Consider the following 12,152-nt stretch of genomic DNA (forward strand, 5'->3'; position numbering starts at 1 on the left):
TTCCGAAGCCCACACTTCGGAAAAGAATTCATGATCGGGTCAGCGCCTTGACGCCAGGCAATTCCTTGCCCTCCATCCATTCGAGGAATGCGCCCCCTGCCGTTGAAACATAGCTGAAATCATCAGCAACCCCGGCATGATAGAGCGCCGCCACAGTATCGCCGCCGCCCGCAACCGAAACCAGCGCCCCATCAACGGTAAAGGCAGCGGCGGTTTTTGCCAATTTCACGGTCGCTTCATCAAATGGCTCTGTTTCAAAAGCACCCAGCGGTCCGTTCCATACCAATGTGCGGCACGTCTTAAGCGCATCGGCCAAAGCCTCTACCGCCTGAGGACCGATATCGAGGATCATCTCATCAGCAGCGACCTCGTGAACATTGCAAGTCCGCAAGCTTGCCGGATTGGCTGCGAATTCCTTCGCCACCACGACATCATAGGGCAAATGGACAGTGCAATTCGCTTTGTCTGCCGCATCCATAATCTGGGTGACGGTGTCTTTCAGCTCATGTTCGCACAAGGATTTGCCGACATCCACGCCGCGTTCGGCCAGAAACGTGTTGGCCATACCGCCGCCAATAATCAGGTGATCAACCTTGCTGACCAGATGTTCCAGCACGGCAAGTTTGGTCGATACTTTGGCGCCGCCAACCACCGCCGCAACGGGCCGCTCCGGTTCGCCAAGTGCTTTTTCAAGCGCCTCAAGCTCTTTCTGCATCGCGCGGCCGGCAAAGGCAGGCAATATATGCGCCAGCCCTTCAGTGGTGGCATGCGCCCGATGCGCGGCTGAAAAAGCGTCATTCACATAAAGATCGGCATTTTCCGCAATGGCCTGCGCAAAGGCTGGATCATTCGCCTCTTCACCGGCCCAGAAACGCGAATTTTCGAGCATAGCGATACCGCCCGGCTGCAATATACCGACAGATTGTTTGACCACGTCGCCATAGATTTCAGGGACGAACATCACTTCACGTCCCAGCACTTCCTCAACCGCGCCCTGCACGAGGCTGAGCGACATGGTTGAATTGCGTTCACCCTTCGGCCGCCCGAAATGCGCCAGCAGAAACACCTTCGCGCCGGCGTCGGAAAGCTCCAGAATGGTCGGTGCCACGGCCCGGGCGCGCGTCAGATCGGTTACCGCCCCGTCGCGCATCGGCAGGTTCAGATCCACGCGAACCAGTGCAACCTTGCCTCTAAGATCGCCAGCATCGTCAAGCGTTTTGAATTGGGTGGTCATTGTTCGATCCTTATTTTGTCGCCGGGCGCAATAATGCCGCCGGCGATCACGCGGGCAAGCAATCCGCCCCGCCAATCGGGTTTGAGTGCATCGAGCAGGCCCGGCGCTATCTCATCCATTCGCGGGCATGGATTGCATTCCATGGTCACTTGCAGACGGCAATTGTCGCCTATGGCAATGATGGTGCCTTCTTCACGTGGGAAACGCAGCCCCTGCACCAGCAAGTTCGCGCGGCGTATCCACCAAGGCAGGTCCACGCCGATATGCTGGATCGCGGCATCCCAGCTTTCCGCTTCGATCAGCGAGATCTGGCGTTTGTTTGCGCCGGGTTTAAGCGAGCCGCGATAATCGCCTTCAATACCGGCCGCAGGCGTAACCGAAGTGGCCGTTGCGACCACTTCGATTTCACCACGCGGCTGATCATGCCGCGCTATCCCAGAGAGTATTCCGGTTTGTTGCGGCATGATTGCAGACCTTAAAGCAGGCCAGCCATCACTCCAGCAGTGTCGATCATGCGGTTGGAGAAGCCCCATTCATTGTCATACCACGATACGACACGGCCGAGCCTACCCTCCATCACGGCAGTTTCGAGGCTATCGACGGTAGAGCTTGCGGGATAATGGTTGAAATCGCTGCTCACCAGCGGCTCATCCGTATAATCCAGCACGCCCTTCATCGGGCCTTCAGCCGCGGCTTTCAGTGCGTTGTTCAGCTCTTCAACCGACGTATCGCGCGATGGCACGAAAGTCAGGTCGACCAGGCTGACATTTGGCGTCGGCACGCGAACGGAACTGCCATCCAGCTTGCCATTGAGTTCCGGCAGAACCAGACCAACTGCGCGTGCAGCACCCGTGGTGGTCGGGATCATATTGTCAGCACCAGCGCGTGCGCGGCGCATATCGCTATGCATCTGATCAAGAATACGCTGATCATTGGTATAGCTGTGGATCGTGGTCATCATGCCGCGTTCGATGCCGACCGTTTCGTGCAGCACCTTGGCCACCGGCGCCAGGCAGTTGGTCGTGCAGCTGGCATTGGAAACCACGATATCCGCATTGGTCAGATCACCGTGATTGACGCCGAATACAATGGTCTTGTCCACACCTTTGGCGGGTGCGGAAATCAGGACGCGCTTGGCGCCTGCGTCCAGATGTGGCTGGCTGGCTTCTTTCGACTGGAAGAAGCCCGTGCATTCCAGCACGATATCAATGCCCATCTCCTTATGCGGCAAATCGCCCGGATTACGCTCCGACGTGACGGCAATTTTCTTGCCATTCACCGTGATAGAGCTGCCATCCGAAGTAACTTCACCGGGGAAGCGGCCATGGGAGGAGTCATATTTGAACAACAAGGCATTGGCCTTGGCATCGGCCAGATCGTTGATCGCCACGAGCTCAAGATCGTGATCGTTCCGCTCGAGTATAGCACGTGCCACGAGCCGACCAATCCGCCCGAAACCGTTGATCGATACCTTCGTCGCCATTTCCAGAACTCCTGTTTACTTATTTAGTTTTGTAAGAATCTGCGGAACAATTGCCTCGACTGTAAAGCCGAATTTTTCGAACAAGTCACCAGCAGGCGCCGAAGCACCGAAACTATTGATGCCGATATTGAGTCCGTTCATCATCGTATAGCGTTCCCACCCGAAAGTGGTGCCCGCTTCGATGGAAACGCGCAGAATTTCGTCGGGCTGTGCATTGGGAAGGATATCGCTGCGGTAATCCTCGTCCTGCTCGTCAAACAATTCTGCGCAGGGCATGGACACCACATCCGCGCCAATGTTCTGATCTTCCAGCGTCTTTGCAACGTCGAGCGCGAGCGATACTTCGGAACCGGTTGCGATCAGAATGACCTTGCGCGCTGCAGCAGCCGACTTCACCCGGTAAGCACCGCGGGCAACCAGATTTTCCTCTGCATCATCGCGGATTGCCGGCAGTCCCTGACGCGACAGCGCCATCAGCGATGGGCGATCCTCCTGCTCCAGCGCCACCTGCCAGGCTTCCGCCGTTTCCAGCGCATCAGCCGGACGGAACACCAGCAAATTGGGGATCATGCGCAATGACTGCACATGTTCCACCGGCTGGTGCGTCGGGCCATCTTCGCCAAGACCGATGGAATCATGCGTCATGACATAGACGACGCGCACTTCCTGCAAGGCGGAAAGACGGATGGCCGGGCGGCAATAATCCGAAAAGACCAGGAATGTACCGCCATAGGGAATAACACCCCCGTGCAGAGCCATGCCGTTCATCGCGGCGGACATGCCGAATTCGCGGATACCGTAATAAAGATAACGACCGGAATAATCGTCTGCGGTCAGCGGCCCGGTCGATGGTGTCTTGGTATTGTTCGAGCCGGTAAGGTCGGCCGAGCCACCAATCATAGCGGGCACTTCCTGCGTCAGCACGCCCAGCGCCATCTCGCTTGCCTTGCGGCTGGCAACCTTCGGCTTGTCTGCCGCAAGATCAGCCTTGTATTGGGCGAAGTCAGGAAGATCCGGAAGATCGCCATTCATGCGATCCATGAAATCTTCGCCCTTGTCGCTTTCCACCAGACGGTCACGCCAATCAGCATGCGCCTGCTTGCCGGAATCTCCGGTCGCGCGCCAATCGGCAAGAATGTCCTCGGGTATTTCAAAAGCCTGGGCATCCCAGCCAAGGCCCTTGCGAACGGCGGCAATTTCTTCGTCACCCAGCGGCGCACCATGCGTGGCAGATGTGCCCTGCTTCGTCGGTGCGCCCTTGCCGATAATTGTCCGGCAGGCGACGAGCGAGGGACGATCATCCGCCACCGCTTCATCCATGGCGCGTTCAATATCGGCGAAGTCATGGCCATCACAGCTTACGACATGCCAACCGGTGGCTTCGTAGCGGGCTTTAATGTCTTCGCTGGTCGAAAGATCTGTCTTGCCGTCGATCGTGATCTGATTGTCATCCCACAACACGACCATCCGGCCGAGCTTAAGATGGCCAGCCAAACCGATGGCTTCGTGGTTGATGCCTTCCATCAGGCAGCCGTCGCCGGCAATCACCCAGGTGCGATGATCGACCAGATCGCTTTCGAATTCAGTGTTCAAATGGCGTTCGGCAATTGCCATGCCCACCGCCATCGCCAGACCCTGCCCCAGAGGGCCAGTGGTGCTTTCCACGCCATCGATCAGGAAGTTTTCCGGATGGCCAGCGCATGGGCTGCCCAGCTGGCGGAAATTGCGGATGTCTTCCATCGTCGGCTGTTCATAGCCGGACAGATGAAGCAACGAATAAATCAGCATCGACCCGTGACCTGCAGACAGCACGAAGCGGTCGCGGTCGGCCCAGTTGGGGGCATCCGGATCGAATTTGAGATATTTTGACCAAAGGACAGTGGCGACATCAGCCATACCCATAGGCATGCCGGGATGGCCGGAGTTGGCGGCCTGGACCGCGTCCATCGCCAGCGCTCGGATGGCATTGGCCATGGGCGCGAGACGGCTGGATTCGAGGCTCATGAAACGGGCTCCTAAATGCGCCGTGATGGTGATGGATTTCTGGTGCGAATCGGCGCCCGGCTTCTGTTGCGGACACATGCCCCGCCGTCAAGCGCAGGGACAGCCAATTACGCTGCCGATCCGGGCCAAAACTCCCCTTGCCCCACCATCAGCCTGCAAAACAATGCGTATTGCCGCGCAACACTTTGCCGCGCGTGAAACTTTCGGCTAACCGCCCGGCATGGATCAAACGCGTATCACCACGGCCCTGGCCCGGATAGAGGCCGCCACATCCCGTATAGACCGGGCAACACAGGATATTCCTGAGTTACGCCTGATAGAACGGAAATATGGCAAGTTGCAGACAGAAATGCAGGGCATCCTCGCCGAAGTGGATCAACTGATCGGAAAAGCCGAAGCATGAGCAATGTCCAGCTGACCATCGCGGGCCGCTCCTATTCTCTGGCCTGCGCCGCAGGTGAGGAAAATCACATCCGTAAATTGGGCGCAGTGATTGATGCCCGTCTGTCGAGCCAGCCCAATCGCGGCGCCCAATCAGAAGTGCGCAGTCTGCTCTTCGCGGCGCTATTGCTCGCAGATGAGCTGGAAAACAAGGAAGAGCCAGCGGTTCCTTCTGCGCCTCCCGCTCCCGCCCCGACAGCGGAACAATCCGCCGCTCCGGATGTCGCTGAAATCGCCGAGCCGCTGGAAAAAATTGCTGACTTGTTAGAAAGCCTCGCAAGCCGTCTTGAGGAAATGAAACCAAATCCCTAACTAGGGCCTGACGGGTACTGCCCGGTACGAGCTTTAGAGAACATCCCTGAGGCTATAAGCAATCCAAAGGGGGCTGTCCCTGCCCGGGCTGGTGGGTTTGTCCTGCGGCCCGACGTAAATGGCCCCCACCTGACGTCGAGGCGTCAGAGGATTTCCCGGCAAACGACCCATGGTGGTCCCGTCACCTTTGCCGCTTATCGCCGGCATGCTCGGAGGGAGAGGCATGAGCGCATCACCAAAAGACCGTAAACAGGCCCTGCGCAAAGAACTGCGCGAGGCGCGCAAGGCGCATGATGCCGCCCTGCCCACATCCATTCGCGCGCTCATCCTCAATCGTCCCCCTGCCCCACTGCTGGATCTGGTGCCTGAAGGTGCTACGATCGGCCTGTATGTTGCTGTGGCCGGAGAAGCGCCAACGGCGGGTTATGCGCGCTATTTCTATGATCAGGGACACCCGCTTGCCCTGCCCGCTTTCACCGACCGCTCTGCGCCGATGGAGTTCCGTTCATGGGACAATCCCTATGTGGAAGAGGCGCTGGAAGAAGGGCCCTTTGGCCCTCAGCCAAGCGGTGATCAACCGATTGTTGTACCGGACATCCTGATTACCCCGCTGGTCGGCTTTACCGAAAGAGGGGAGCGGATGGGACAGGGCGCTGGCCATTATGATACCTGGCTGCAATCTCACCCGCAGGTAACCACAATCGGCCTCGCCTGGGACATCCAGAAAGTGGACATGTTACCGCTGGAGCCACATGACGTGCCGTTAACGGCGATCGTTACGCCCAGCCGCTTTTACGGACCTTTCTAATGCGCGAAAAACCCACCTGGCGAATTCCATTCGGCATCCTGATGCTGGTGGCAGGACTCGCGCTCTATGGCCTTGCCATCGCAGCTGCGTCCGACTGGATCGGAATGCTGCCTGTGTTGGTGCAGACCATTATCTATCTGGTGCTAGGCATCATCTGGCTGCTGCCCCTGCGCCGTTTCCTGATCTGGATGGAAACAGGCCACTGGGGTTGATTCCGCCCCTCTACCCACAACCACACCTTTTCCGTTTATTGACGCTCTGACAGCGGCGCAGAGCGCCCTGTTTTGTGGCGCCCGAATGATGGGCCACGCGCGCGTTTGAAGCGCATACGAAAACGGCGCCCGAAGGCGCCGTTAACGGTCATGTTCGTCATGAATTACCCAAGTGGCGCGAGTGACGGGACTCGAACCCGCGACCTCCGGCGTGACAGGCCGGCGCTCTAACCAACTGAGCTACACCCGCTTTCTCAAGGGTGGTGCACCGCTTGGGTGAGGGGGCCACTAGGCCAGCTTCCGATTCCTGTCAACGCTCTGTCATCCAGTTTTCTGAATTAAGATTAAAAAACTATCCACAGGCCCGCTAACCCACGCAAATCCGCCGTTTTTTTAGACCGTAACTTATACGTAAAAAAGGCCCCGCATCCGAGTGGATGCGAGGCCCTGTCCCAAATAATCGAAAATAAATCAGGCCGTCAGAATCAAAGCCGGTGTTTCAATCAGCTTTTTTATCGCCTGAACGAAGCTTGCCGCATCATATCCATCCACGACGCGGTGATCGCAGCTGATCGAAATGTTCATCAATTTGCGTTTCTCGATCCGTTCACCGCCCATTCCATCGGCCACGAACATCGGGCGTTCGACAATCCGGTTAGGTCCGATGATGGCAACTTCCGGCCGATTGATCACCGGCGTAGTCGCAACGCCGCCCAGCGGGCCAAGCGACGTTATGGTGAGGGTCGAACCGGACAATTCATCCTTTTTCGCCGTGCCATCGCGCGCTGCCTCGGCAAGGCGGCGGATTTCACGTGCCAGCTGCCACAGATTTTGCGCCTGCGCATTGCGGATCACAGGCACCATCAAACCGGTATCCGTCTGCGTCGCCATGCCCAGATGAACCGCACCATGCCGCGTCACGACATTGGCATCATCATCATAGCGGGCATTGATCATCGGATAGTCCGGCAATGTCCGGCACAGTGAAGATATAAGGAACGGCAACAGGGTCAGCTTGGGCTTATCCCCCCTTGCACCATTCAAATCCGCACGCATCCGTTCCAGATCGGTCACATCGCATTCCTCCACATAAGAGAAATGCGGAATGTTGCGTTTGGATGCAGCCATATTCTCCGCAATGCGCCGGCGCAGACCGATGACTTTGATGTCTTCATCTGCACGGGCCGGCCCGGCGGAGGAATAGCCGCCAGCATCGCCATAGCTGATAAAGGCATCGAGATCCGAATGCCGTATCCGTCCATCCTTGGCGGGACGCACATCGGACAGATCGACGCCAAGATCATGCGCCCGCTTACGCACCACGGGACTGGCGAGCACTTTACGTTGCTGCTGATTAGGCTCTTGCTTGGCCGGCGATGGTGCTGTGGGAGCAGTTTCTGGCTCTGGTCGGTCACTATCCTGCCCATCTGCTTCAACCGCGTCTTCTACGTCGGAGGCGTCTGGCGTTTCCGTCTCGATCCGCTCTGCAACCTCTTGTTCGGAAACGGCTGGAGGGCTGGTCTGATCGCCAGCATCTTCATGCGCGGCAACCGCCTCATTTTCCTTTTTCACATCCTCGGGGACTTCCCCCTCGGTTTCGATAACCACAAGCATAGAACCGATGGCGATGATCTCACCGGCTTCACCGGCCACTTCAAGAACCTTGCCTGCGACGGGACTTTCCATTTCCACCGTGGCTTTATCGGTCATCATATCCGCAAGGCGCGCGTCTTCTTCCACCGTATCGCCGGGCTTCACATGCCACTGGACGATTTCGGCCTCGGCGATACCTTCGCCAATATCAGGGAGATTGAATGTAAAGCGGGCCATGTGCGTCACTCGCTCATAATTGTGTCAATGGCGTCACCTATGCGGATCGGCCCGGGGAAAAACGCCCATTCCAGACTGTGGGGATAGGGAGTGTCGAAACCAGTCACGCGCTGAACCGGCGCTTCCAGGTGGTAGAAGCAGCGCTCCTGCACCAGAGCGGCGAGTTCCGCGCCGAAACCGGCTGTTTTGGTCGCTTCATGTACGACCATGCATTTGCCCGTCTTCTTCACGGATTTTTCGATCGCTTCGATATCAAGCGGCACCAATGTGCGCAGATCCAGAATATCGGCATCCACGCCCTTCTCACGGCAAACGGATTCCACCACATGGACCATGGTGCCATAGGCCAGCACCGTCAGCGCCTCACCTTCGCGCACCAGCCGCGCTTCGCCCAGCGGGATACGGTAATACCCTTCCGGCACGACGCTTTGTGCATGGCTCTTCCAGGGTTTGGCAGGACGATCATAATAGCCGTCAAAGGGGCCGTTATAAATTCGCTTCGGCTCGAAGAAGATAACCGGGTCATTGTCCTCGATAGCTGCAATCAGCAGACCCTTGGCGTCATAGGGCGTGCTGGGCACAACCGTTTTCATGCCCGACACATGGGCGAAGATCGCCTCCGGGCTCTGACTATGTGTCTGTCCGCCGAAAATACCGCCACCAAAGGGCGCACGTACTGTCATGGGCGCAATATATTCCGCAGCTGAACGATATCGCAGCCGGGCCGCTTCACTCACCAATTGGTCAAGGCCGGGATAAATATAGTCCGCAAACTGGATTTCGGGCACGGGGCGCAGGCCATAGGCCCCCATCCCCACCGCAACGCCGATAATGCCGCATTCGCTGATTGGCGTATCGAACACACGCGTCCGGCCATATTTCTCTTGCAGCCCGGCAGTGGCGCGGAACACGCCACCAAAATAGCCGACATCCTCCCCCATCACCATCACATCAGGATCACGGTCGAGCATAATGTCGAGCGCTTCATTGATCGCCTGGATCATATTGATCCGCCGCTCGCCCGGCGCTGTCGCAGTCTCGTCTTCCACGGCGGCTTCGGCTTTGTTCACTTCGGCCATTTCAGTTCTCTCTCCCTTATGGCCTGCTCGCTCTGTTCTTTCAGATGCCAGGGCAATTCCTCGAACACATCTTCAAACATGGTCTTGAACGGATGATGCAGACCATGGCCAAGAATGCCGTTCTTTTCGGCTTCCTTGGTGGCGGCACGGACTTTTTCATCCAGTTCCTTGTCCATGGCGTCATGCTGTTCATCCGACCACTCACCAATCGCGATCAGATGGTTTTTGAGCCGCGTGATCGGATCACCCAGCGGCCACTCATTCTGCTCCTGCGCAGAGCGATAGGCAGAAGGATCGTCCGATGTGGAATGTCCCTCGGCCCGATAGGTGAAGAATTCGATCAGCGTCGGGCCATCGTTGGAACGGGCGCGGTCCGCGGCCCATAATTGCGCGGCATAGACAGCCAGCGCATCATTGCCATCCACCCGCAGGCCGGCAATTCCATAACCAATCGCGCGCGCGGCAAAGGTCGTTCGCTCAGCCCCTGCAAAACCGGAGAAGCTCGAAATGGCCCATTGATTGTTGACCACGTTGAAGATCGTCGGTGCGTTATAGACTGCAGCAAAGGTCAGAGCGGAGTGGAAATCACCCTCCGCTGTGGAGCCTTCACCCATCCAGGTTGCCGCAATCCGGCTGTCGCCCTGCATCGCGCTGGCCATGGCCCAGCCGACAGCCTGTGGATATTGCGTCGCCAGATTGCCCGAGATGCTGAAGAAACTGTGTTCCCGGCTGGAATACATGATCGGCAGTTGCCGACCCTTCAACTTGTCGGCCTTGTTTGAATAGATCTGATTGATCATTTCGATCAGCGGATAGTCGCGCACCATCAGCACGCCCTGCTGCCGGTAAGACGGGAAGACCATATCGTCGAACGCCAGCGCATGGGCAGCGGCAACCGATGTTGCCTCCTCCCCGATACATTTCATGTAGAAGCTGGTCTTGCCCTGCCTCTGTCCGCGATACATCCGTTCGTCGAAAATGCGGACCAGCGCCATATCTCGCAGGATCGCGCGCATCTTGTCAGCACTGAGCCGAGGGTCCCACGGGCCATGGGCCTGATCATCATCCCCCAGCACGCGGATAAGGTCGGTACAAAGCGGATTGGTGTCTGCGGCGGCACATGCCTCATCCGGCCGTTTCTGTTTTCCGGCGGGCGGAATATCCAGATGGGAAAAGTCCGCAACATCGCCGGGGCGATATTTGGGCTCAGGCACATGCAACGCCAAGCGGGGGCGGTTTTTGCCAGATCCATCGCCTTCGGCCATCTCACTCTCCAGAAATTATACCATATTTTGTCGTTATATTATTACTCTGAAATGAAACGTCAATGCGCTATAACAGAAAGGCTCAGACCGCGACCGGCGCCTTTAATGCGGGCTGCGGCTCATAATTCGAAACCGCGAAATCATCGATACGATAGCCAAAGATGCTGTCTGGCTTTCTTATTACATCAAGCGTTGGATTACCGGCCGGTTCCCGCTGCAATTGCGCCTCCACCAGATCGGCATGGTTCAGATATAAATGCACATCGCCGCCCATCCATACGAACTCGCCGGGCTCCAGCCCAGCTTGCTGGGCAATCATGCGCTGCAGCAGTGCCCCCGACCAGAGATTGAATGGCAGCCCCAAGGCGATATCGCAGCTACGCTGATAGAGTGCGCAATTGAGGCGCCCCTCCCCCACATGGAATTGATAGGTTTTGTGGCATGGCGGCAAAGCCATTCCATCCAGTTCAGCGACATTCCAGCCTTCGATAATATGGCGCCGACTGGACGGATTGTTGCGCAAACCATCCACCACCGCAGAAACCTGATTAACGCCCGGTCCCTTTCGAAACAGTCCATCTTCAGCAGGCTCGTAGCTCGGCCAGTCGACCCACTGCTTGCCATATACCGGACCAAGCTCCCCCCAATCGGCGGCAAAATCGGTATCTGCGACGATTCGTGCGGAAAAATCCTCCATCGAGATTTCCTCACCCGTCTCCCTGACGAAACGGGCATGCGGCCAGTCGGTCCAGATCTCGCAGCCTTGAGCGCATAACTCGCGAATATTCGTGTCACCCGTCAAAAACCACAGCATCTCACGCGTGGCTGTTTTCCAGTAAACGCGTTTGGTGGTGATCAGCGGCATGGCCCCGTCAGCAAGGTCGAATCGCATCATGGCGCCAAATAGGGATCGCGTGCCGACCCCAGTACGATCCATCCTTTCATGGCCCTGTTCCCACACGCGCCGCATGAGATCGAGATACTGCCATTCATAATGGCCGGGATGGGCGGAATCGGTGTGCGAGATAGACATTTCCATAGAAAGCACCCTAGCTACAGAAAAGCCCCCTTGCCAGTCCGGTCAGACCCTCCTATAGGGCCGGCCTGCCTCGCAGCGCAGAGAGCTTAATTGCTCGCGTTTGCACCGGTCGGGGAGTAGCTCAGCCTGGTAGAGCACTGTCTTCGGGAGGCAGGGGCCGGAGGTTCGAATCCTCTCTCCCCGACCACATTTTCCGCCATTTTTGGTTGGTTCACCTTCACTAGGTTTACGCTACTGCTTCAGTTACCCCGCACTCTTGCGGGGTACTCACGTATTGCGCGCCAGAGAAAAGCTTATCGTGAAGGGCCTTTTAGGTAAGGCTGCACGGAAGGCTAGGAATCTGGCACCCTATCCCGCCAAGCTACGGGCGCACATTAGGAAATGTGGGCTTTGCGTGAGCTTCAGCCGACACAGCCGTCCATCACAGGCGGACCACAAGGACAAG

12 protein-coding genes and 2 tRNA genes are annotated in these 12,152 nt (G+C 57.4%); 5 read left to right on the forward strand and 9 right to left on the reverse strand.

Going from position 1 to position 12,152, the window contains the following annotated elements; translation table 11 throughout:
• Window positions 1–28 precede the first annotated feature (28 nt).
• From GRI91_RS02710 to tkt, 4 genes are read right to left on the reverse strand one after another with little or no spacing between them, the layout of a single operon-like run.
• A complete protein-coding gene (locus GRI91_RS02710) occupies window positions 29–1,234 on the reverse strand; it encodes a phosphoglycerate kinase (protein ID WP_160735064.1) in 1,206 nt (401 codons plus the stop codon).
• Entirely contained in the window at window positions 1,231–1,698 is a 468-nt protein-coding gene (locus GRI91_RS02715; protein WP_160735065.1) for an MOSC domain-containing protein, read from the reverse strand. The genes GRI91_RS02710 and GRI91_RS02715 overlap by 4 nt, the downstream gene beginning before the upstream one ends.
• An 11-nt stretch (window positions 1,699–1,709) precedes the next feature.
• The gene (gene gap, locus GRI91_RS02720) at window positions 1,710–2,717 is read right to left on the reverse strand and encodes a type I glyceraldehyde-3-phosphate dehydrogenase (protein ID WP_160735066.1); all 1,008 of its coding nucleotides are present in this window, start codon (window positions 2,715–2,717) and stop codon (window positions 1,710–1,712) included.
• A gap of 15 nt (window positions 2,718–2,732) precedes the next feature.
• Entirely contained in the window at window positions 2,733–4,721 is a 1,989-nt protein-coding gene (tkt, locus tag GRI91_RS02725) for a transketolase (protein WP_160735067.1), read from the reverse strand.
• 220 nt (window positions 4,722–4,941) lie between these two features.
• Between tkt and GRI91_RS02730 the strand changes: the two genes are divergently transcribed.
• The 4 genes from GRI91_RS02730 (at window position 4,942) to GRI91_RS02745 (ending at window position 6,494) form a co-directional block, all read left to right on the forward strand.
• On the forward strand, window positions 4,942–5,124 hold the full coding sequence (locus tag GRI91_RS02730) for a hypothetical protein (RefSeq protein ID WP_160735068.1): 183 nt from the start codon (window positions 4,942–4,944) through the stop codon (window positions 5,122–5,124).
• A complete protein-coding gene (zapA, locus tag GRI91_RS02735; RefSeq protein ID WP_160735069.1) occupies window positions 5,121–5,474 on the forward strand; it encodes a cell division protein ZapA in 354 nt (117 codons plus the stop codon). Before GRI91_RS02730 ends, zapA begins: the two co-directional genes overlap by 4 nt.
• A gap of 223 nt (window positions 5,475–5,697) precedes the next feature.
• A complete protein-coding gene (locus tag GRI91_RS02740) occupies window positions 5,698–6,282 on the forward strand; it encodes a 5-formyltetrahydrofolate cyclo-ligase (protein WP_160735070.1) in 585 nt (194 codons plus the stop codon).
• A complete protein-coding gene (locus GRI91_RS02745; RefSeq protein ID WP_160735071.1) occupies window positions 6,282–6,494 on the forward strand; it encodes a DUF2842 domain-containing protein in 213 nt (70 codons plus the stop codon). The genes GRI91_RS02740 and GRI91_RS02745 overlap by 1 nt, the downstream gene beginning before the upstream one ends.
• A 173-nt stretch (window positions 6,495–6,667) precedes the next feature.
• On the opposite strand, the gene GRI91_RS02750 is transcribed toward GRI91_RS02745, so the two are convergent.
• From GRI91_RS02750 to GRI91_RS02770, 5 genes are all read right to left on the reverse strand, one after another.
• A tRNA-Asp gene (locus GRI91_RS02750) sits at window positions 6,668–6,744 on the reverse strand.
• Between the two features lie 221 nt (window positions 6,745–6,965).
• Entirely contained in the window at window positions 6,966–8,324 is a 1,359-nt protein-coding gene (locus GRI91_RS02755) for a dihydrolipoamide acetyltransferase family protein (protein ID WP_160735072.1), read from the reverse strand.
• A 5-nt stretch (window positions 8,325–8,329) separates the two neighbouring features.
• Complete coding sequence (locus tag GRI91_RS02760) at window positions 8,330–9,328, reverse strand: alpha-ketoacid dehydrogenase subunit beta (RefSeq protein WP_237437647.1); 999 nt, start codon at window positions 9,326–9,328, stop codon at window positions 8,330–8,332.
• A 62-nt stretch (window positions 9,329–9,390) separates the two neighbouring features.
• Window positions 9,391–10,668, reverse strand: coding sequence for a 3-methyl-2-oxobutanoate dehydrogenase (2-methylpropanoyl-transferring) subunit alpha (locus GRI91_RS02765; protein ID WP_160735074.1), 1,278 nt, complete (start codon window positions 10,666–10,668; stop codon window positions 9,391–9,393).
• Window positions 10,669–10,750: 82 nt separating this feature from the next.
• Window positions 10,751–11,707, reverse strand: coding sequence for a thymidylate synthase (locus GRI91_RS02770; protein ID WP_160735075.1), 957 nt, complete (start codon window positions 11,705–11,707; stop codon window positions 10,751–10,753).
• 110 nt (window positions 11,708–11,817) lie between these two features.
• On the opposite strand from GRI91_RS02770, the gene GRI91_RS02775 reads away from it, so the two are divergent.
• A tRNA-Pro gene (locus GRI91_RS02775) sits at window positions 11,818–11,894 on the forward strand.
• Window positions 11,895–12,152 lie beyond the last annotated feature (258 nt).

It is taken from the genome of Altericroceibacterium endophyticum (assembly GCF_009827595.1).
GTDB classification, from domain to species: Bacteria; Pseudomonadota; Alphaproteobacteria; order Sphingomonadales; family Sphingomonadaceae; genus Altericroceibacterium; species Altericroceibacterium endophyticum.